General features: G+C 52.2%; 11 protein-coding genes. 10 read left to right on the top strand and 1 reads right to left on the bottom strand.

Features of this window, described 5'->3' with window-relative positions; translation table 11 throughout:
* Positions 1-23: 23 nt before the first annotated feature.
* The 6 genes from AC5RDV_RS05490 (at position 24) to AC5RDV_RS05465 (ending at position 9,224) form a co-directional block, all read left to right on the top strand.
* Positions 24-1,235, top strand: a complete 1,212-nt coding sequence (locus tag AC5RDV_RS05490) for a porin (protein ID WP_282747727.1) — start codon at positions 24-26, stop codon at positions 1,233-1,235.
* A 32-nt stretch (positions 1,236-1,267) separates the two neighbouring features.
* Positions 1,268-1,978: a hypothetical protein gene (locus tag AC5RDV_RS05485; RefSeq protein ID WP_282747728.1), complete on the top strand. Its 711-nt coding sequence runs from the start codon at positions 1,268-1,270 to the stop codon at positions 1,976-1,978.
* Between the two features lie 7 nt (positions 1,979-1,985).
* Positions 1,986-3,125: a Rid family hydrolase gene (locus tag AC5RDV_RS05480; RefSeq protein ID WP_040603150.1), complete on the top strand. Its 1,140-nt coding sequence runs from the start codon at positions 1,986-1,988 to the stop codon at positions 3,123-3,125.
* 29 nt (positions 3,126-3,154) lie between these two features.
* A complete protein-coding gene (locus tag AC5RDV_RS05475) occupies positions 3,155-5,203 on the top strand; it encodes a cytochrome c biogenesis protein CcsA (RefSeq protein ID WP_282747729.1) in 2,049 nt (682 codons plus the stop codon).
* A gap of 80 nt (positions 5,204-5,283) precedes the next feature.
* Positions 5,284-7,671, top strand: coding sequence for a ferrous iron transport protein B (feoB, locus tag AC5RDV_RS05470; protein WP_130893828.1), 2,388 nt, complete (start codon positions 5,284-5,286; stop codon positions 7,669-7,671).
* Between the two features lie 302 nt (positions 7,672-7,973).
* On the top strand, positions 7,974-9,224 hold the full coding sequence (locus AC5RDV_RS05465; protein WP_276787558.1) for a M16 family metallopeptidase: 1,251 nt from the start codon (positions 7,974-7,976) through the stop codon (positions 9,222-9,224).
* A gap of 174 nt (positions 9,225-9,398) precedes the next feature.
* Here the strand turns inward: AC5RDV_RS05465 and AC5RDV_RS05460 are convergent, their stop codons facing one another.
* Positions 9,399-11,870 (bottom strand): M6 family metalloprotease domain-containing protein, encoded by a 2,472-nt coding sequence (locus AC5RDV_RS05460; protein WP_282747730.1) that lies wholly within the window; start codon positions 11,868-11,870, stop codon positions 9,399-9,401.
* A gap of 559 nt (positions 11,871-12,429) precedes the next feature.
* Here AC5RDV_RS05460 and AC5RDV_RS05455 point away from each other — a divergent pair.
* The 4 genes from AC5RDV_RS05455 to AC5RDV_RS05440 all read left to right on the top strand — a co-directional run bounded on the left by AC5RDV_RS05455 (position 12,430) and on the right by AC5RDV_RS05440 (position 22,496).
* On the top strand, positions 12,430-14,913 hold the full coding sequence (locus AC5RDV_RS05455) for a leucine-rich repeat domain-containing protein (RefSeq protein ID WP_282747731.1): 2,484 nt from the start codon (positions 12,430-12,432) through the stop codon (positions 14,911-14,913).
* A gap of 97 nt (positions 14,914-15,010) precedes the next feature.
* Positions 15,011-17,617: a zinc-dependent metalloprotease gene (locus AC5RDV_RS05450; RefSeq protein ID WP_282747732.1), complete on the top strand. Its 2,607-nt coding sequence runs from the start codon at positions 15,011-15,013 to the stop codon at positions 17,615-17,617.
* A gap of 12 nt (positions 17,618-17,629) precedes the next feature.
* Entirely contained in the window at positions 17,630-20,710 is a 3,081-nt protein-coding gene (locus AC5RDV_RS05445; RefSeq protein WP_282747733.1) for a SusC/RagA family TonB-linked outer membrane protein, read from the top strand.
* A 25-nt stretch (positions 20,711-20,735) separates the two neighbouring features.
* Positions 20,736-22,496: a RagB/SusD family nutrient uptake outer membrane protein gene (locus AC5RDV_RS05440; RefSeq protein ID WP_282747734.1), complete on the top strand. Its 1,761-nt coding sequence runs from the start codon at positions 20,736-20,738 to the stop codon at positions 22,494-22,496.
* Positions 22,497-22,527: the final 31 nt, after the last annotated feature.

Here is a 22,527-nt window from a genome sequence, read left to right as displayed (position 1 = left end):
AACAAAGAAAAAAACAGAAAACAATGAAAAAAATATTTGCGATGACCCTATTGGCGGCTCTCCCTCTGGCCGCCATGGCACAATATGAAGAGGGCAGCGAAAACGGCGTGGTGTCCCTGGCCGGACGCGAAGGGTTCTCCATCCAGACGAAGAAAGCCGACTTTGTGTTCAAACCTTACCTGTTGGTGCAGACTGCCGCACACATCAACTGGTACGACGACGAAGGGTTGGACAAGGCTTACAACCAAGACAACTTGGCCAATTCAGGGTTTGCCGTGCCGTACGCCGTACTCGGATTCACAGGAAAGGCGTGGGGCAAGGTTTCGTTTAACCTCTCCATCAATGCGGCTGCCAGTGGAGGAGCCATCCTTCAGCAGGCATGGATCGACGTGGCTATGAAAGAAGCTTTTGCCGTACGTATCGGTAAATTCAAGACACCCTTTTCCCACGGTTACCTGACGACGTTGGGCGAAACCATGATGCCTACACTCCCGACTTCGTTGACTGCGGCTGTCATCATGCCTTATTCGTTGAACGCCGTCACACCGAACATCGGGACGGGATTCGACCTCGGCGTGGAAATCCACGGTTTTGCGGCCAATAAGTTCGGATATGAAATAGGAATCTTCAACGGTACCGGCGCATCGGTCAACACGGCTACGAAAACCATCAGCGATGACTGGCACATCCCGTCCCTACTCTATGCCGGACGTTTCACTTTCATGCCGAAGGGTATCATGCCCTCCACGCAGGGTAACCCCGACCGTCTGCACGAAGACAAATGGATGTTAGGCGCAAGTGCCAACCTGAATGTGGAAAGCGAGAGCGAAAGTACCAACGACACCCGCGCCGGACTGGAGTTTGCCATGCTGAAGAACAAGCTTTACATCGGAGCCGAAGCCTACTACATGCACGTGGGATTCACCGACCGGCAAAAGATAGACAAAACTTACGATTTCTTGGGCGGCTACGTCCAAGGCGGTTATTTCGTGGCTCCCCGCGTACAGGTTGCCGCACGTTACGACTTCTTTAACCGCAACGGCGTAGACACGAATGGTTTCCTCAACATGCCGGCCGTAGGATGCAATTATTTCTTCAAGAACTGCAACTTGAAACTGCAAGCTATGTATCAGTTCATCGGACGCACCGGACACGACACGCAACTCGACCGTGATAACGACGACCTTGGGCTGGCCAAGCACTCAGGCACCATACAGTTGCAATACTCTTTCTAATATTCGTTAATTCAGCCGATAAAGAATTTACAATGAAAAAAAACTATGGTATATTTGTTCTCCTGTCTGTAGCAATGGGACTCACCGCCTGCGACGACGGCTCCATCCCACGGAAGGAACACATGGCTACGCATACCGGTTTTACGGCCAAACTGACCGGTCACATCACCGGTGCGGACAGTTGGCCGGAATATTACCAACTTGTATTGGCCGGGTTCGGAGACAGCGAATACGCGACCACGCAAGTGCTCGTCAGCCCCGACGCGAACAGCAACGTGAGCCTCACCCTGCCTAACATCGGGAGCGAGGTGAAAACCATCGAGCTATGTGTGACCAACCGGTTGCGCAAACGCGTCCTGACGTATCAAAGCCTGGATGCGGCCTCGATTTCGGGAGACACACTCTACATGGAAGCCGGACAGGTGGATGCTCACATGTATGCGGCCATACAAGAGAACATATTCGACAAGACTTGCGCACAGTGCCACGGGGGAAGTACCTCTCCTGCAGCCGGACTTTACCTGACGGCCGACAAGAGCCATGCCAACCTTGTAAACCAACCCTCCACAGAGGTTGCCGGTGGCATACGTGTCATTCCGGGCAACGCCGAGGAAAGCATCTTGCATAAGGTAATCAATCCGGGCAATGAACTCGGCTTAGGTTTCAGCCACGAGAATATGATAACATCATCAACCGACCTGCGGCTCATAGACGAATGGATTAATGCAGGTGCCAAAAAATAGAAATAACATGGATAAAAGCAAAGTATATTGGGAAGATTTGGGCGTAACTGCGGAAATATCCGCCTTTGCCCCACAAGGTAAAATAGAAGAGTTCCACGCCATGCTGCATGTGGAGCCGAAAGCCGAACTCTTCGACGGCCAACTCAAACGAATCTACGAAGGAGAAAAACGGCTGTTACAGTTGCCACAGGTCATGGGTGCCGATGTCATCCTGAAACGGTACTTCCTTAGCGATTCGACCAACCAACAGCCTTTGATGAAGCAAGAAGCGGACTGTTCCGTGTCCGTCATCCAACAGCCACCGCTTGACGGCAGCAAGGTGGCCGTGTGGCTATATCTGCAAAAAGGCAGTAAAGTAGCCAATGTAAACGGTGTCATCGTGGCGGAACACAACGGTTACCGCCATTTATGGAAGATGGGCATGCACGAACACAAGGGCGACTCGGCCTGGCAAACAGAATCCCTGCTCATCAGTTACGAGGAGACTTTACAAAGCTTCAACGCCACGTTGGCAGGCAACTGCATCCGTACGTGGTTTTTCGTACGCGATGTAGACACCCAATACGCCGGCATGGTGAAAGCACGTAAGGAAAACTTCGCCGAGCAAGGACTCACCGAACGGACCCACTACATCAGCAGCACGGGCATCGGCGGACTGCCTGCGGATACACGGGCTTTGGTACAGATGGGAACGTATGCCCTTACGGGGTTTGAGCCCTCACAGCAACGCTATTTGTACGCCCCCACCCACCTGAACCCTACTTACGAATACGGAGTAACCTTCGAGCGAGGTACCGTCATGGAATACGGCGACCGTGCCCATGTGTTCATCAGCGGCACGGCCAGCATCAACAACAAAGGGGAGGTGGTGCATGTGGGCAACATCGTGAAACAAGCCGAACGCATGTGGGAAAATGTAGGAGTCCTGCTTGAAGAAGGCGGCGCATCTTTCGATGATGTCATGCAAATCATCGTTTACCTGCGCGACATCTGCGACTACCAGACCGTGAAAGAGATGTTCGACCGACGATTCCCCGACATGCCGAAAGTCATCACTTTGGCACCGGTATGCCGGCCTACATGGCTTATCGAAATGGAGTGTATTGCCGTGAAAAAGCGTTGCAACGAAAAGTATCGCGACTTTTAAGGACTTATCCGGTACATTCCCCCAACATCATGAAGTCAGTTCCTTTCATACTACTCTTTTTGGCTGCCGCAGGCATCGGTATATCCACGTTTGTGGAAGATGCCCACGACACGCCTTTTGTCCAAACCTACGTTTACGGCACTTGGTGGTTCAAACTGTTATGGACCACCGTAGTGGTCACTTCGGCCGCACTTTTCGCACACCGTAAAACGTGGAAGAACCTTCCGCTTCTCATCCTTCACCTCAGTTTCGGCGTGATATTCGCCGGAGCGCTCACCACCGCCTTTACCGGACATAAAGGCATACTGCACTTGCGTAAAGGCCAGCCTACAGGAGAATATGTCAACGAACGGAAACAGGTGGCACGCCTGCCTTTCATGATGCGTTTGGACAGCTTCCGTATAGCATATTATCCGGGCACGGAAGCTCCTGCCGACTACGTGAGCCAAATCTCCTGCCAACATATCGACGGTGACATCTTTGCCCGGCCAATTGTTTCCATGAACCGGATATTTTCTGCACAAGGGTACCGTTTTTACCAGTCTTCCTACGACGAAGACGGGGAAGGCAGTTGGCTTTCGGTAAACTATGACCCTTGGGGGACGGGCATCACCTATGCCGGTTTCTGCCTGATGGGGTTGGGGTGCCTGCTCCTGCTGTGCGCCCGGGACGGAGGTTTCCGCCGTCTGTTAAGGCATCCGCTGATTCGGAAAGGCGGACTGTTCCTGATAACCTTGTTTTGGGGCTTTCAACTGAAAGCCGACCCGGCCTTGCCCGTAGTCAAGCGGATACAAGCCGACAGTCTGGCTATCCAACAAGTGGTCTACAACGACCGCGTCGCCCCGTTCAACACACTTGCACGGGATTTCGTACAAAAAGTATACGGACGGCCAACCTTCCACGGAATCACCCCGGAACAGGTGGTGAGCAGTTGGATGCTCTACCCCGAAGAATGGAACCGCACCCCCATTATCCGCATCAAAAATCAGGAGTTGCGCACCGCTTTGGGCCTGAAAGAAGAATATGCCTCGCTCGATCATTTGTTCGACGGGACACAATACAAGTTGCAGCCTTTATGGCAACGCGAACAAGGCAACCGGAGCAAGCTGGCCCAGGCCATACAGGAGACGGACGAAAAAGTAGGACTCATCCTCATGCTCCGGCAAGGCACGCTCGTCCGTCCGCTGCCGCCCGACGTTCCACATCTCAGTAGCCAGAAAGTCAACGCCGAACTGTGGTACAACCGTATTCCCTTCAGCAAAATCCTGTTCATGGCCAACCTCACTTTAGGCTTTGCCGCCTTCGGATTATTCATGTTCAGGATGTTGACAAACCGTAAGGAGAAATCCGTAAGCCGACGGGTATGGGGCACAGCCCTCTGCCTCACCACCCTGTTCCATGCCACAGGATACGCCTTGCGCGGTTACATCAGAGGCGGTTTCCCCCTGAGCAACGGATACGAAACGATGCAGTTCGTCGCTCTGGCAGTCCTCCTGACCGCCTGCCTGCTCCAACGGAGGTTCCCTTTCACCCGGCCTTTCGGTTTCCTGCTTTCCGGATTCACCCTGCTCGTGGCCTACTTGGGTGAGATGAACCCGCAAATTACGCCCCTCATGCCGGTATTGGCATCCCCGTGGCTGAGTTGGCACGTGTCGCTCATCATGATTTCATACGGCCTTTTTGCTTTCACCTTTCTGAACGGCCTCCTGGCCTTGTGCCTGATAGGGAAACAAAAAAACACCGCTTCGCCGGTTACGGGAGAACAAATCGAACAACTCACCTTGTTGAGCCGCCTTCTGTTATATCCGGGCACTTTCCTGTTGGGCATAGGCATTGTGTTGGGAGCCGTATGGGCCAACGTGTCGTGGGGCAGTTACTGGTCGTGGGATCCGAAAGAAGTGTGGGCACTTGCGGCGTTCATCATTTACGGCATCTCTTTCCACCGTAACAGTCTGCCCTGTTTCCAACGTCCATGGGTATTCCATGGCTATATGGTCTTTGCCTTCGCCGTAGTCCTGATGACCTACTTCGGAGTCAATTATCTGCTTGGCGGCATGCACAGCTATGCCAATTCTTAACAAAATCACCACTATCAGGTATTGCACAAGCCGGAAAATGCAAGTAATTTTGCACGCTGTATAATTATATATAAGTAGTAATGATGAGATTATCGGATGTCAACACGAACGAAACCGTGATGATATCGCACATAGAAGGCAGCGGAGCCTTCAGAGCCCGCTTGAGCGAAATGGGGTTTGTTACGGGGAAAAAAGTCAAGAAGTTGTTTTGTTCTCCCGTGGGGAATCCTATCGTCTTTGAATTGATGGGTGGGCAAATCGCACTCCGGAAAAGCGAAGCGGAAAAAATTCAAGTCACCGTTCCGGGAGAAGCGGATGCTTCATCTCCGGTGCAGGAAACGGATGCCCCAACCCCGTCCACAGGCATCCCCACAGACCTCCCGAATCGAAAGCTCCGTTCAGACCGGCATCAACGAAGAAACGGAACCGTCGTGCCGCCATCCCCCCACACGGGATGCCCCAGTTGCGGTCCGTCCAAACACCGTATCACCACCCACACGCCGGCCGAAGCCGGAGTGATTACGATAGCTTTGGTCGGTAATCCGAATTGCGGCAAGACCTCACTTTTCAATGCAGCCTCGGGGGGACACGAACGTACCGGTAATTACAGCGGAGTGACCGTCAGCAGCGTGGTCGGGGAAATGGTCTTCGAGGGTCGGAAAATCCGTCTGGTCGACCTGCCGGGAACCTACTCTATCCGCGCTTTCAGTCCAGAAGAAGCGTATGTGGCACACGAACTGGAAAGCGGCCGGATAGATGCCGTCATCAATGTGCTTGACACAACCAATCTGGAGCGGAACCTGTTGCTCACCATGCAACTGAAGGAACGGAACCTGCCGCTCGTCGGAGCCTTGAACATGTACGATGAGTTTGAAGAAAGCCAAAGCACGCTCGACATCGAGGAACTAAGCCGCCGATTAGGCATGCCTCTCTACCCCACCGTAGCCCGCCAACGCATGGGCATCGATGCCTTATTGGAAAAAGCCATAGAACTGGCAAACCAACACATTGAACTTCACCGTGCGGGCATACAAGGACATACCCACGAGGCAGCCTGTTGCAACGACCCGGAACATTGTACGCACTGTACCGGGAAAGGAGCCAGACCGGGAAATATGGAAGCGGACAAAGGAAGTGGCATGGCCTGTCCCTGCCCCGAACGCGAACACGAAGACGAGGAACGTTACTCCCATATCGGACAAATACTCGACGGGGTCTATATCAAGAAACACGGACGCAGCCACCGCGTCACCACAACGTTAGACCGGTTGTTGGCCAACCGTTGGATAGCCTATCCGTTGTTCGTGGCCATCATGTGGTTCATCTTTTGGGTCACGTTCACCATCGGACAATATCCCATGGACTGGATAGACGGCGGGGTGTCATGGCTCATCGCCCTCTGCGAGAGCCAAATGCCCGAAGGCACGCTGCAAGCTTTGGTTTGCGACGGCATATTAGGCGGTGTGGGCAGCGTCATTGTCTTCTTGCCCAACATCCTGATTCTTTATTTCTTCATCTCCATATTGGAAGATTCGGGCTATCTGGCACGTGCCGCCATGTTGGCCGACCCGTTGTTCGACCGGCTGGGACTGCACGGAAAATCCTTCATCCCCATGCTGATGGGTTACGGATGCAACGTGCCGGCCGTCATGGCTACCCGTACGATAGAAAATCCCAAAAGCCGTATGATTACCATGTTGGTCACTCCGATGATTTCATGCAGCGCACGCATTCCGGTGTATGTGGTCTTTGCCGGGGCATTCTTTCCACAAAACGCTTCCACCGTCATGCTCTGCCTTTACATGTTCGGAACAGGAATGGCCTTGTTTGTCGCATGGGTATTCAGCAAGATTTTCATGCGCCAATACGAAAGCCATTTCGTCATGGAACTCCCTCCTTACCGCCTGCCCAGTTCACGCGGTGTCTGCCGCCATACGTGGGAGAAAGGACGCCAATACTTACGTAAGATGGGAGGCATCATCTTGGTGGCCAGCATCGTGATTTGGGCTTTAGGACATTTCCCCACGGGCAACGGTGAGCTGACGGAAGCCGAACAACAGGAACAATCTTACATGGGCCGGATAGGCCATGCCATCGAACCGGCCATCCGTCCGTTAGGTTATGATTGGCGCATGGGCGTAGGTATCATAGCCGGTGTCGGTGCAAAAGAACTGATGGTCAGCACACTGGGAGTTCTATACAACTGCGCGGCCGAAGACGCGGAACCGGAAACCACCGAAGACGCTTCGCAGACCCGTCTGGCACAAATACTGAGCCAACACACCGCACCCGAAGCCGCATTGAGTTACATGGTCTTCGCCCTGCTTTATTTCCCTTGCCTGGCCACGATTGCAGCCGTCAAAGGAGAAAGCGGCACATGGAAGTGGGCCATTTTTACGGCGGCATACACCACCGTACTGGCCTACGTGACGGCTTTTGCCGTCTACCGCATGGCACTGTTCTTTTAAGCAAAACATAAAACTTTCCGGCAAGGGGAAAGCCCAAAGGCACTTTCCCCTTGCCGATAGTAAATACCGGACGGACAACTGCGGACAGCAAACGGAATAAAAGGAAAATCGCGATTAAGCGAGCGCAGACCGAGCTTGCTCGAAGTCTGCCGAGTGGGAGCGATTTATGCAAATAACGGCCTGTTTCCTTTTCCTTTCCCGTGGTTTGCAGTACCTTTGTGCGGCTAAACACAAAACATAACGACATGGCAACAACATCTCCTGCTTCGGCTGTTCCCTATACCCATACCCTTCCCTGCGGCATGCGCGTCATCTGTGCACCGTCGGCCACGGACGTGGTATATTGCGGCATCGCCGTCGATGCCGGCACGCGTGACGAACTGCCGGACGAAAACGGATTGGCACATTTTTGCGAGCACCTGACTTTCAAAGGGACGCACCGACGCCGCTCGTGGCATATCCTGAACCGCATGGAAAGCGTGGGAGGAGACTTGAACGCCTATACGGGCAAAGAGGAAACCATTTACTATACGGCTTTCCTGAAAGAACACTTCGCACGTGCCGTGGACCTGTTGGCCGACATCGTATTGGGCAGCACCTATCCCCAAACGGAGATGAACAAAGAAGTGGAGGTGGTCATCGACGAAATAGAAAGCTACAACGATTCGCCTTCTGAATTGATTTTCGATGATTTCGAAAACCTTATCTTTTGCGGGCACCCCTTGGGACGTAACATCCTGGGCGAAGCCGGACGCCTGCGCGGATTCCGCAGCGAGGACATCCAACGTTTCGCCCGGCGGCTGTACCGTCCCGATCGGATGGTCTTCTTCGTCTACGGACGCATCGAACCGGCACAGGCCTGCCGGGAAATCACCAAAGCCCTGAAACGGGTGGCCTCCTCCTTGCCCGAAAACCATCCTTTCCAAACGCTTCTCCAAGCAGACGCTTCCCCTGCGCGGCCTGACGGGAACGATGCCGGACGCACGGCTGTACCGGAATACCGCCCCCAGACCGTCACGCTGCACAAAGACACCCATCAGGCGCACGTCATGATAGGCGCACGGGCTTACAGTGCCCGCGACCCGCGCCACCTGAGCCTCTACCTGCTGAACAATATCTTAGGAGGCCCGGGCATGAACTCACGCCTCAACCTGAGCCTGCGCGAGAAGCACGGCCTTGTATATACGGTGGAAAGCGTCATGACCACTTACACCGACACCGGCTTGTGGAGCGTATATTTCGGCTGCGACCCTCACGACGTGGCGCGTTGCCGCCGCCTCGTGCTGAAAGAACTGAGACGATTGGCCGAAGCCCCGTTGGCACCCCATGCGTTGGAAGCCGCCAAACGGCAAATCAAGGGTCAGATAGGCATCTCTTACGACAGCTTTGAGAACGTGGCGTTAGCCATGGGAAAAACGTTCCTGCATTATGACCGGGCACGCGACCTGAACCGTCTATACCAAAAGATAGACGGGCTGACGGCAGAAGGCCTCCATGCCGTGGCACAAGAGCTTTTCCGTCCCGAAAACTTGACATTCCTCATCTACCAATAACCCGTTCAGAAGGCGCGGAAATCACTGTCAGCACAAACGAAAATCAATCTGCGCCAAATGATTTTTCAATCTCAGTCGATTGATTTTTCATTTGGCGCAGATTGATTTTCCACTTTCCGGAAGGTCGTCAACCCTCTTCCGAAACGGGCTTCAGGACAGACTTAACCTACTCTTTTACTTCAAGATAACCTTTCGCACGACAGGCGTTCCGTCCCCATCGGTCTCGCAGACTACAAGATAGAGGCCACGGCTCATCCCGGACACATCAAAAATATATACATTCCCGTCAGGACGGGCAAGGGCTGCCTGCATGCCTTCCGCTGTCACGAGACGCACTTGGCGCAACGGAACGGACGACCGTACCATAACGCGCCCTTGTGCCGTCCCGACCGTCACGTCCGGCATCGCCCCTACCTTTTCCACGCCGGAAGGGTCATACACCAATATGACTGCTTCCGAATCAGAAGTCTCGCCGAAACTTCCGGTAGCCCGCACGGTATAGATATTTTCACCAACAAGCGGCACGGCATCCGTAAAGTTCACATCCAATGTCTCGCCCAATTTGACACCGTTGCGATATACGGCATAACCCTCCACCAAGGTTTCCGACGGAGCGGAATAAATCTCCACGTCATCGATTTGCCACCAATAAGACAATCCCACATCGTTCGTATCGTAGGCATGGAAAGCCACGCGCATGCGGTCGGACTGATAAGCGGAGAGGTCGATGGTGATTTTCACATATTGGTTCAGCACATCGCAGTCTTTGATTAAGTCGTACACCGGTGCCCATGTTTCCCCTCCGTCGGTACTCACTTCCACATAATAGTATTGGTCCTTGATGTCCTTCTGCGGAGCAATGGACTTGCTCCAGAATGACAATTCACGGCCATAAGCGAACACTGGAGAAATAAGGCGTTCGTCCTGATGCTTATCCTCCCAAGCACTCTTCATGTACATGGAATAATTTCCGCTGTAAGGCATGTAATTCTTGGCAGCCTCCTGCCACGTCCATCCCCTGTCACCGGCGTTCTTTATCGTCCAACCATTCGGATTGGCCGTATCTTCAAAACCGTCCGACAACACGGGAGCCCCCTCTTGCGGAGCCGTCCATGCCAGTTCCACCTTCCCGTCCTCCGTCACACGGGCGGACAACCCGGACGGGGGCAGGATGACATTGGACTGTTGATGTACGGTCAATATGGTTTTCAGCCCGGCATCCGAAGGCGAGGTGAAGGCCAATTCTGCCTTGCGCGTCTGCGCAGTGGCATTTTCAGACAGGGTTTCCAAAGTGACAGTGGTCTTTCCCGCCTCTCCCTGCTGCGGCGACAGTTTCAACCAATCGGGTAAGCCGGACACAGTCCAGTCCACATCAGCCTCCACCGAAAACTCGAGCTTGTCGCCCGCCGTGCCGCCAAACGTCACAGCTTCTTCGGACAGTTTGATCTGATGTCCCAGGTTCTCCAGATTGAACGAAAGGGTCTCGCCGCACGACGAGATATTCGTCAATGCGAAACGTGCCACCGTACCGTCGCTGTAAAAGGGCTTCACTTCCGCGTCTCCCCCGAAAGCCGTACGCCCGCTCTCCTCGCTGAAAGCCGCCTTTTCTATGTCCCCGTCGGCCGTCACCGTACCGCCTGGCCGGAAAACGTATACTTCGTCCAGACGGGTTGTCCCGTTATAGTTCACGTTACCGCCCGTATAAGCCGGATTGATGCGGTAAACCAACAAGCCGGATTCCGGCAGGCCGCCGTCAAACGTGCTGCCCTCCCTGCGGCGGTATTCCACCACAAAATATTCTTCGGAACCGACGGGCTTGATTTTATAAGCCACATTCTCTTTCTTCTCTCCCCCGACCGGGTTCAACACGTATGTGCCCGGTTCCGAAATCTCAGGAATCTCGTCCAACCAACCGCAATAGCGATACTTCGTGTAAGCCGACATCTGTTGGGGTACAAGAAGATTGTCCGACATCAAGTCCCAGACTCCGACGGGATTTAAATTGTCATTCACGTGATATAGGTCATACGTACCGAGAGAATGCGACATTTCGTGGCAAATCACTCCGGTGTTCAACGGTATGGGTTCCAACGAAGCCCAACCGTTCGCATCATCGAACACCATCAGGTAACCGACCAGTTTCTTACCTTTTATATATATGGCCTTTTCATCGGGCAAAGCCAGGTCGGAACGGTGGGGCCACAATAAATACTTGTTACTGAGGTCCGAACGTCCGCTCAGCACGATACACATGTTATCCACGATGCCGTCGCCGTCCGCATCCAACGTTGCGTCCTCCGGAAGCGCATCGGAAAGCCAGGCCGCCACTTCGCGGATAAGGGCTTGTTCCCGCGCCGCTTTGTCCACCTCGTCCTCATAACCTATGTCGTTGATTTCCCCTTTCGGCTTGTAATATCCCCGCTCCCTGTTGGCACGATAAGAAATGACCTTTCCGTCCACCGCCTTCGGATAAAAACTGCTTTTCCAAGAAAGCTGCCCGTAAGAAGCCTCACGAAAATAGCTGTATACGGAATTCGCCCCTGACGTAGCGTCATTAAACAACTGTTCATACATCGAAAAAGGATGCTCGAACATCTCGTCGTTATCCTCATCCAAGAAACGTACGAAACAAACTAAATTACTCAAATTTCCCTTGTTCTTCCCGGCTTGAACTGGAATAACACACAATATCCCCAAGAACAGGAGAAAAAAACTACAAGAATAAACTTTCACCATAACCCTTCGGCATTTGATTGATACTATGCGCAAAGATATTCATTTTTCCATACGACGCCGAGATTTACTTTCTTTTTTTCCATTCTTGGATGTAAAAACAGCTTTAAAATTCCTCATTTGCGTAAATCGGATACATTCCGAACAGTTCTACTCCTACACCATACAAGTTGGCTAAGAGTACATTGAAAACATATCTCTTAATAAGAGAGCGATTGCATAATTATGCAACTCTATAACACCCTCAAAGATAAGCAAAAGGATGAAACCCACAAAACAAAATGCATGTTTTCATATAACAAAGACTATAATTAAGTTCATCAAATAAGCATTTGACTCTTCATTTTGTAAGTGTGACTGCCAGGTGTAAATGAAACATCGCTCTCTTATTAAGAGAGCAACCGGTTCGCAGGAAGAATAAAAACGGACAAAAAGAGACTAAAAACTATTTCCTAATTAAAAACAAACGTCTATGAAGAAGTATCTACTCTCTATCCTATTCGCCATGTTCGGCATCGTCACTTATGCACAAACCGAACCGGCCATCACGTTAACCGTTGAAATCGACGGTAATGCACGCAATTTGGTCTTTGCCATGACAGAAACCGGTCATAAACTGCAAATCGACTGGGGAGACGGAAAACTCGTGGAAACAGAAGAAATTGCCGTAGCAGACGAATACGGTGCGACTACTACCGTAACCGGTACGCCCACCGGGGAAGGTATCATCAAAATCTATGGCAACGGCATCACTGTATTCGGCTGCGACTCACACCTGGAGGGAGCACATGTAACAGCCATTAACACATCGGCTGCCACCGACTTGAAAGAACTGAACGTGTATACCAACGCACTGAAGACATTGGACCTCAGCCAAAACACGAAGTTGGAAAAGCTGAACTGCTACAACAACGACTTGGAAACACTCGACCTCACGGCAAACAAGAAACTGACACGCCTGGATGCCAAAGACACGCCCTTGGCCAAAATTGACTTGACCCAAAACAAGGAACTGAGCTATTTGTCGCTCAACAACTGCCCGATAGAAGCCATCGACCTGTCGAACAACACGAAACTGTCGAGCCTGTACCTGCTGAACTGTAAACTCGCAAACATCGACCTGAGCAAAAACACGGCTCTTACTTATGTCAACTTGAACAACAACCAACTGACCTCTTTGGATGTGACAGCAAGCGAGGCTTTAGGCACCTTGTTCTGCATGGGCAACCAATTGACGGAACTTAAGGCCGACAATGTGACCAAAAGCGTGAACTGTAGCAAAAACAACTTCACGTTGGCCACCTTGCCCGCACTGCCTTGCAAGACTTACACTTATGCCCCGCAAAACGCCTTGCAAATCATGAAACGAATATGGCAGGGTGAGAAAATCGACCTTTCCGCACAAGACAACCTTACCGGACTGACTACCGAAGCACAAAAAACCACATTCGTATGGAAAACAGGCGACACCGAACTGCAGGCGGGCACGGACTACACAATGGAAAATGATGTATTCACGTTCCTGAAAGCTTTCGACGAACCTGTTTACTGTGAAATGACCACAGAGGCCTTCCCTAAATTTTCAGGCACAAATACTTTTAAGACCGCACAGACTACCATTGAAACCGAGCCGGAACTTTACTTGACGCTTACCGCTGACGTGGACGGCAATGAACGTAACCTCACATTCGCATCCACAACGGAAGCCAACCGCATCATGGTGGATTGGGGCAACGGACAGCGTATGACAACGGACACCATCGCATTGGCAGACGAATATGGTACGACTACCACCGTGACCGGTACACCTGCCGGAGAAGGCCACATCAAAATCTATGCCCGCGAAATCTCTGTCTTCGGCTGCGATTCACGTGTGGACGGCGCACAAGTGACTGCCGTCAACACATCGGCCGCCACCGACTTGAAAGAACTGAACGTGTATACCAACGCACTGAAGACATTGGACCTCAGCCAAAACACGAAGTTGGAAAAGCTGAACTGCTACAACAACGACTTGGAAACGCTCGACCTCACGGCCAATACGAAATTGACCCGCTTGGATGCCAAAGACACGCCCTTGACCCAAATAAACTTAACTCAAAATACGGAATTGGATTACTTGTCGCTCAACAACTGCCCGATAGAAGCCATCGACTTGTCGAACAACACGAAACTGTCGAGCCTGTACCTGCTGAACTGCAAACTCGCAGACATCGACCTGAGCAAAAACACGGCTCTTACCTATGTCAACCTGAACAACAACCAACTCACTTCGTTGGATGTGACGGCAAGCGAGGCTTTAGGCACCTTGTTCTGCATGGGCAACAAATTGACGGAACTCAAAGCCGACAACGTGACCAAAAGCGTGAACTGCAGCAAGAACAACTTCACGTTGGCTACCCTTCCCGCACTGCCTTGCAAGACATTCACCTATGCCCCGCAAAACGCCTTGCAGATTGCAGCGGAAGTAAAAGCGGACGAAACCGTAGACCTCTCGGCACAAAACCATATTACCGGACTGGCAGAGAGCCCACAAACGACCACTTACACGTGGATGACCGAGGACGGCACGGCACTCGTAGCCGGAACTGACTATACCGAAGAAGACGGCGTGTTCACCTTCCTGACGAAGCAAGACTCGCCCGTGTACTGCGAAATGACGACTGAAGCTTTCCCGAAATTCAGCGGTTCAAATACGTTCAAGACCACAACTACACTCGTGGAAGGCGGAAGCAATATAGAAGGCACTCGCCACAATGCCCCTGCCATTACGGCCACACGCGGCAACGTGCTGGTAACAGGATTGACAAACGGTTGCGAAGTGAAGGTTTACAACCTGTCCGGACAGGCCATTGCCGTACGGGCTGCAACCGGAAATGCCGTGAACTTCAGCCTCGAACCGGGCTTGTATATTGTAAAAGCGAATCACATTGCATGTAAAGTAAACGCCCAATAATATAGCACATATACCGGAGAGGAGGGTAAGACGAGTTCTCATCCTCCTCTCTTATCTTCTGCTGTCTACAAATCAATCATTCAAAAATAAGACGATTATGAGAAAAAGTACAGGAATAACTCTCGCCTTGTTGGCCACTTTGGCTGTCTGCCAACCAACCGAAGCCAAAAGAAAGAGCAAAAAGAACAAGAATGCAATAACGGCATTGGTAAAAGACTCCGTCAATGCCGATTATAAAAAAGTGACCAAAAACGCCGCCGTACAGAAAGGCTTGTTCACCACCTTATACAATGCCAAAGAAGGAAAACTTTACTTCGAAATCCCGGACTCCGCTTTCGGGCGTACCTATATCCTGGCCAACCGCGTAGCGGCTACGAGCAACACACGGGATTTCGTAGCCGGACAGATTGCCACACAGCCGCTATTAATCCGCTTCAGCAAGGACGAACGGAACGTGTACATACACCAAATACAAAGCAGCGACATCGTAGCGGGGACAGACCCCATAGAATCGGCTTTCGACAAGAACTTTTATGACCCCGTGCTGAAAGGGTTCAAAATCGCGGCCCAAAACGGAAAGAACGTGGTAATCGACGTTACGGCTTTCTTCGGTGCCAACGAAAAAGCCATCAGTCCTATCAAGACCGATAATCCGTTAAGCAAACTGCTCGGAGGAGGCAACTCACTCAAAGGAACTTTCGTACCGGATGCTTCTGGCATCGTCAGTTCGAAATGTTTCCCGGAAAACATCGAAATCAAAAGCCGCCTTTCATTCACCCTCACCCCGCTCGGCCAACCTTACTCGGTCATCATGCACCGTTCGCTCTTTGCATTGCCCGACGACCCGATGCCGATGCGCCTGCAAGACAACCGCGTAGGTTTCTTCTACTCCGACAAAAGCATATATACTTCGGAACAAGACCGCCTCATCCGGCGCACGTTCATCCATCGTTGGCGTTTGGAACCGAAGAAAGAGGACTTGGACAAATACTTCCAAGGCGAACTGGTGGAACCGCAGAAGCCCATCGTGTTCTACGTAGATTCCGCTTTCCCCGAAAAGTGGCGCACGGCCATCCATCAGGGCATCGAAGACTGGAATACGGCTTTTGAAGCCGCCGGTTTCAAGAACGCCATCAAAGCTGTGGATTATCCTAAAAACGACCCGGACTTCGACCCTGACGACATGCGCTACAGCTGCTTCAAATATGCTGCGACATCCACGGCCAACGCCATGGGGCCCAGCCATGTGGACCCGCGTACGGGCGAAATCCTTACCGGTGACGTCATCTGGTACCACAACATCATTTCCCTTCTCCACAACTGGCGTTTCGTGCAGACGGGAGCGGTAGACCCAAGAGTACGTTGCCAGGTATTCGACGACGACGTGATGCGCGAATCCATCCGTTATGCAGCCGCCCACGAAATCGGCCACACGCTCGGACTCATGCACAATATGGGGGCCAGCTACTCTTTCCCCGTAGATTCGTTACGCAACCCTTCTTTTACGCAGAAGTACGGCACGACACCGAGTATCATGGACTATGCCCGCAATAACTTCGTCGCCCAACCGGGTGATGTCGAACGGGGTGTAAAACTGACACCGCCCGTATTGGGCGTGTACGACATCCACGCCATCAACTGGGGCTACCGTTTGATTCCCGGTGCCTCAACTCCCGAAGCCGAAAAACCGACATTGGACCAGTGGATAGCCGAAAAGGCAGGAGACCCCATGTATGAATTCGGAGCACAACAGCTTTTCGGCACCGTAGACCCGACCGACCAAACGGAGGACTTGGGCGATGACCATATCAAAGCCGGCAACTATGGCATCAGCAACCTCAAGATTCTAATGCAAAACCTTGAAACATGGAACATGGAACGCGGCGAACGCTACGACGAGATGGAAAACATGTACCGCGAAATCGTCAACCAATACAGCCGTTACCTGCGCCACGTCATGCCTTATATCGGGGGTATCCGTTACGAAGAGAGACGGCAAGGAGACGGCAAGGAGACGGCCAAACACTATATCGACCGCAACCGGCAGCGTGAAGCCATGCTTTGGCTATTGGACCAAGCCCGCACTTACAACGAATGGTTGACAGTGAAAGAACTGATTGGTAAATTTGAAATCAACATGAACGTGAACGACAAATTGCAAACCATGATTGTCAGCTCGCTCATCAACTCGGCCACACTTTACCGTATCCAAGAAGGCGGTCTCATGGATCCGGCAAACAACTACCGCCTCGACGAATATCTGGACGAGGTCACCACGGCCCTCTTCAAGGCCCCGACCGGAGGCCGTTTGTCTGATGCCGAACAAAATTTGCAAGCCGCAGCCATCTCCGTCATGCTGAAAAATACGGGACTGGCCCCTACGACAAAAGCCTCGACAAGCCTCGTTGGCTACACGGATGTTGCCCCAAACCCAACCACCGGACAGGAAACTGCACAAGAAGATGCTTTCGATGAAATAGCTTCAAACTTCCCTTGCTCTTGCGGCATGAGCCACGGCAACGAGTTTGCCCGCATCAACTTCGGACTGCCCACGCTGACCAAGGAACAAATCGGCGCTCTCATGACCGGACGCTTGCGCAAAGTGCTCAACCTTTACAAGTCGCGCCGCGCCGCTGCAACCGGTTCCACTAAAGATTTCTACGATTATCAGATCCTGCTCATCGAGCGGACATTTGCCAATTAAACGCATTACACCATGGGAAAAAGAATAACTGCGCTGTTCATCGGCGCCTTGTGCCTGGCCGGGGGACTGGCGGCACAAACCCCACAACCCATATTGAAAGGCAAGGTGATAGACCGCGGAGGCGAGACTGTCATCGGAGCCCACGTCAAATGGAAGAATGCACAGGGAGGAGCCGTAACCGACCTGGACGGTAACTTCTCCATTCCGGAAACTGGGACGGAACTGGTCATCTCATTCCTCGGATACAAAACCCAGACCATCAAAATCAAACCCGGACAGAAAAACCTTGTAGTCACGTTGGAAGACGACGCACAGGACCTGGACGAACTCGTCGTAGTGGGATACGGCACGCAAAAGAAAGCTTCGCTCACCGGCTCCATCGAGACCATCAAGAGCGAAGACCTGCTGAGCCTGCCGACGGCCAACCTCGATGAAGCCCTTTACGGGCAAGTGGCCGGCCTGCAAGTCATGCAAACCACCGGTGACCCGAGCAGTGCCAAGGAAGCTAACCTGCATATCCGGGGTATCAATAATTCTCCTTTGCTTGTCATCGACGGTGTGCCGCGTTTTGGTACGACCACCAGCGACGGGGAAATGCGCTTGTCTGACCTGAATCCTGACGACATAGAGAGCATCTCTATCCTGAAAGATGCCGCTGCCGCTGCCGTATACGGTGCCCGCGCCGCCAACGGGGTGATTTTAGTACAGACCAAACGGGCTTCCGGCAATCAAAAAGTCTCGGTCAACTACCGAGGCCAGATGAACATCCAACAAGCCACGCAATTGCCGGACTTCCTTGACGCTTACGAATACGCCAAACTCTACAACCGTGCCGTGGAGAACACGCCGGGAACCACCAATATGGCCTATACTCCCGAACAGTTGGAAATGATACGCACGCACTCCAATCCGAACGTGTACGGCGATGAAAACTTGTTGGATTACCTGGACAATGTGGGGTATACCACTACGCACAGCGTATCGGCCAACGGAGGTAACCAATACGTGAAATACTACATCTCGGGCGGATATACCCATTCCAAAGGTTTATACAGCGGAGTCAACCGCGACCGTTTCAACTATTCGGCCAAACTGGATGCTACCCTGACCAAAGGCTTGGTGCTCTCGCTCGACCTCACCGGTTCGCGCTCCAACAGCAAGAATTCCAGTTATACGACCATCGACAACGCTTATAATTTCTCGCCGTTGCAGGTTTTGCGTTTTGACAATGGTTATCTGGCCAGTGCTGATGGCAGCAACCCGCTCATCAACGTGGAAGGTCTTGGCGGCTACATCAAAGACACGGGAAAGATGAACACCATCACGGCCAACTTGCGTTGGGAGCTGCCTTGGGTGAAAGGCCTCTCCGTCTATGCCCGGGCTACGTTCGACAACAATACCCGCATAGAGAAAACCTTCAATAAGCCTGTTACGCTCTACACTTACGACCAACAGACAGGACAGTTCGATACCGACCCGAACACGGTCTACCCGACCGCCAAAGTCTCCATCGAACAAATCGACCGTTTTGTAGACAACCAACTTTATGAAGCCGGAATAAATTACAACCGTACATTTGCCGCCAAACACGACGTAGGTGCCATGCTCGTAGCCAACTACCAACAGACGCACAACCAATACATGACGGGCGAAAACCAAAACGCCAGCATCTATCCGGAGACCATCGGGACAGCCGTGACCGCACGCCTGTTAGGCAGCGAGACGTACAACCAACGTGCGTCCCTCATCGGACGACTGAACTACGGCTATGACTACCGTTACTTTGTGGAAGCTAGCTTCCGTGTGGACGGTTCCACTTATTTCCACCCCGATCACCGGTGGGGCTTCTTCCCTTCGGTATCGGCCTCGTGGGTGCTGTCTAACGAAACGTTCTTCAAAAACTGGAAACAAAAGGTGCTCTCCAATGTCAAGTTCCGGGCTTCCACAGGTCTGCTCGGCGATGACGGACTGGTCGGAGAGTACTCTTACCTGCTCACTTATATAGAGTCTACAAGAGAGGGTTATAACATCGGGGGGAATTACCGTCCGGGCATCATCATGTCTACAGGCAATTATCCCAATCCCGAACTGACGTGGGGAAAGTCGCACGACTATAACATCGCTGCAGACCTGGGTTTCTGGGACAACCGCTTCGGCCTGACCTTCGAACACTATTGGCGTTACGAAACGGATAAAATCACAGCAGCCCCGTCTTATCTCTACCCACCTTCGACCGGTGTGGACGGCAACGTGCCCAACATGAACTTCAGCAAACTGAAAGCCTGGGGTTGGGACTTGACATTGACCCACCGCAACACCGTCGGCAAGGTGAAGTACAACGTAGACCTGACACTGGCCAAGAGCCAGGACAAATATCTGGATTTCGGCGATGAGTCGAGCGTTACTCCTAACCTGCGCCGTGTGGGACGCAGCAGCATGGTATGGTCGATGTATGAAGCCGAAGGCCTGTTCCAGTCGCAAGAAGAGATTGACAACTGGCCGCTCGATCAAGACGGACAAGGCAATGCCACACTGGCCCCCGGCGACATCAAGTACAAAGACCAGGACGGAAACCACGTATTCGACACCAAAGACTTGGTTTACGTGAAAAACTCTTCCAACCCGGACTTTAATTTCAGCCTGCGCCTCGGTGCAAGTTACAAAGGATTTTTCGTCAACGTCATGTTCCAAGGCGCCACAGGTTACCAACAGAATATCAAGGAACTTTACACCACGAACAGCGGAAGCTTACAGCGGTTCCAGAAATACCACCTGACGGACACTTGGACACCGGACAATCCCGGTGCCTCACTGCCGCGCATCAAATTTGCCACGGCTAATGACAACAACCGTAAAGAGTCTACTTTCTGGGTAAGAGACTGCGACTTCCTGCGCCTGAAATCCCTGTCATTGGGCTACGCCCTGCAACCGGCCGTGCTGAAGAAACTCAAGTTGACGTCGGCCAGCATTGCCTTGCAAGGCAGTAACCTGGTCACTTGGTCTTCACTCAGCGACTTGGGGATGGACCCGGAATCGTTGCGCGGCTATCCTATCCAACGTTCTTACGGAATCACCTTGAATTTAGGTTTCTAAGTCTAACTTCTTAAAACGAATTGTTATGCTTCTCAAAAAATATATCTTCTGCGGATTGTTTGCCGCCAGCCTTACCGCTTTCACGGGCTGCGACGACCTGTTCCGCGACACACCCGTAGACAAGATGTCGGAAAAAGACATCTGGAAGAACCCCATGCTTTTGGACGAATATGTCTTGCCATGGTACCGGAACATGAACTCCGGCTTCTCTACTTACGTTCCCACAACCATCTCTTTGGTCAAAAGTGCTTCGCGTTACTACATGCCCTGGTTCGGCGATCAGATAGTGCCCTCCAAGAACGACTATTACAATGCCGGTTACGGTGATTTACTGAAAAGCAACACCAAAGAAATCACTAACTGGGCACAAGTACAATGGTCGAACTACTATACACAGATACAGTCCGTAAACCGCTTGTTTGTCAACCAAGGCGAGATTGCCGAAGGTAGCCAAAAACAGCGTATATTGGGCGAGGCACATTTCTTCCGCGCCTACTATTATTATATGCTCTGGAGGCAGTTCGGCGGGGTAATGCTCATCCAAGAGCCTCTCGACCCGTTGAATGACAGCCGGAAATATCCGCGGGCCTCATACGAAGAAATGGTACGGGCCATCGTGGACGACGCCCGGGCTGCCGCCACCGTCCTCCCTTTGGAATATGATGCTACGGACGAAGGGCGCATCACCCAAGGAGCAGCTCTCATGTTGGTGGCTAAAACATTCCAATGGGCTTCGAGCGACGTATTTCAGAATCAGGAAAAAACGTATCTGGGCTTCAGCGACGACCGTTCTCACGACATGCTCGACTCGGCACGGGTAGCCTACGAAACCCTCATGGGCCTGCAGCATTACGACTTGATACAGATAGCCGGAACGGATGAGGAAAGTATCAAACAAGAATACCGGAACATATTCCTCACCAAGAACAGCAAGGAATCCATTCTTGAAGTACAGCACTCTGACGACGGCAATTACGACACGGGCTTCGGCCATAAACTGGATCGTGACGCCGCCGCTCCCCACTTTACGGGCACGACAGCCGCTTATACGCCCACGCAGAACCATGTGGATGAATATGGCATGCGCGCCGGCCTCACTTACGATGCACAGCACCCTTATGTGGGACGCGACTACCGCTTCTACGCCAATATCCTGTATGACGGCTCCACCTATAACGGGCATGTCATGGACATACACTACACACGCGAAGGCAACAACGAAATCCCGGGAGAGGACCTGACGGCCTACGGCACGTCCACCACAGCAGCCGTGACCCGCACGGGCTACTATATGGGCAAGTTCGTCAACGAAAAACAACAAATCAACAACGACGAAGCCTACGCCAGCAGCCAGAATTACATCATCTGGCGTTATGCGGAAGTATTGCTGGATTATGCAGAAGTAATGTTCCGGTTGGGCAACACAGAAGCGGCACGTACCCAGGTGAACGCCATCCGCCGCCGTGTACACATGGACGAGTTACCCTCGCTCACATGGGAGCAACTTGTGAATGAACGCCGCGTGGAACTGGCTTTTGAAGAAACGTCTTATTGGGATTTTTTCCGTTGGGGCATAGCTGAGGAAAAGCTGAATGGAACGAGCAACCCGCTTAAAGCGATGAAAATCGTGAAACGTGGCGAAACAACCACTTATTCCATCAGCAACATGAACCGTTTCCCACAACGTGTACGCGTGTTCCAAAAGATGCAGTATTACCTTCCCATTCCTTGGGACGAGATACGCTACCACGGCATCGACCAAAATCCGGATTGGGTAGAAGTATAACATAGATATTAGTGATTGTTTAACTAAAAAG

This window comes from Paraprevotella sp. (genome assembly GCF_986071375.1).
This window is presented reverse-complemented; position numbering and strand designations above follow the sequence as displayed.

Excerpts from the sequence above, each read along its gene's own strand:
- AC5RDV_RS05440 (WP_282747734.1), top strand. The coding sequence starts at position 20,736 with ATGCTTCTCAAAAAATATATCTTCTGCGGATTGTTTGCCGCCAGCCTT.
- AC5RDV_RS05455 (WP_282747731.1), top strand. The coding sequence starts at position 12,430 with ATGAAGAAGTATCTACTCTCTATCCTATTCGCCATGTTCGGCATCGTC.
- AC5RDV_RS05450 (WP_282747732.1), top strand. The coding sequence starts at position 15,011 with ATGAGAAAAAGTACAGGAATAACTCTCGCCTTGTTGGCCACTTTGGCT.
- AC5RDV_RS05475 (WP_282747729.1), top strand. The coding sequence starts at position 3,155 with ATGAAGTCAGTTCCTTTCATACTACTCTTTTTGGCTGCCGCAGGCATC.
- feoB (WP_130893828.1), top strand. The coding sequence starts at position 5,284 with ATGATGAGATTATCGGATGTCAACACGAACGAAACCGTGATGATATCG.
- AC5RDV_RS05485 (WP_282747728.1), top strand. The coding sequence starts at position 1,268 with ATGAAAAAAAACTATGGTATATTTGTTCTCCTGTCTGTAGCAATGGGA.
- AC5RDV_RS05480 (WP_040603150.1), top strand. The coding sequence starts at position 1,986 with ATGGATAAAAGCAAAGTATATTGGGAAGATTTGGGCGTAACTGCGGAA.
- AC5RDV_RS05445 (WP_282747733.1), top strand. The coding sequence starts at position 17,630 with ATGGGAAAAAGAATAACTGCGCTGTTCATCGGCGCCTTGTGCCTGGCC.
- AC5RDV_RS05490 (WP_282747727.1), top strand. The coding sequence starts at position 24 with ATGAAAAAAATATTTGCGATGACCCTATTGGCGGCTCTCCCTCTGGCC.
- AC5RDV_RS05465 (WP_276787558.1), top strand. The coding sequence starts at position 7,974 with ATGCGCGTCATCTGTGCACCGTCGGCCACGGACGTGGTATATTGCGGC.